The following is a 521-nucleotide window of genomic DNA, read 5'->3' on the forward strand; positions in this document are numbered from 1 at the left end:
CTTCAGCGCATCACTCTTGGAAAAGTGCTCGACCACCAGCTTCGTCACCGTGGCGGAGCAGTTCACGGTGCTGACAACCCCAATGTAGTTGCGCGTCGCCACACGGCCATCAGCACGCACGAACCCCTTGAACGTGGCCGGCGTCGCCGGCGGAGCCGGCACTCTCGCGTCTTCACCGAACGCGTAGTCGCGCTTGAACGATCCCATGGCCAAGTTGTGCGTGTGGACGTGCTCACCAGGCCAGACGGGCTGGGTCGTGAAGCCGATGATCTGGCCGTAGCGCAGAACCGGTTCGCCCAAGGCGACCGGTGCCAGTGCCACTTTGTGCGCTGCAGGCACGTCTGCCGTCACGACCAGGTTGGCGAACGCGGCAAGGACAGTTCCTTTGGCAATGGCATTTCGCGCGATCGCGACGTTGTCATTCGGATGAAGCTTGAAGGCGAGTGAATCGTGGCTCATATGATTTCTTCCTAGGTCAAATTTGGCTTCTGAGTGAAGCAGCCAGGTGGGCAGCGCGAGAC

Annotated in this window: 1 protein-coding gene; it reads right to left on the reverse strand. The window is 60.8% G+C overall.

What is annotated here, in order from left to right; all coding sequences use genetic code 11:
• Positions 1–459 (reverse strand): SAF domain-containing protein (locus AC1DY5_RS58285; RefSeq protein ID WP_478123134.1); only part of this gene is annotated, 459 nt, incomplete at its 3' end.
• Positions 460–521 lie beyond the last annotated feature (62 nt).

The organism is Variovorax sp. P4_D9 (genome assembly GCF_056401695.1).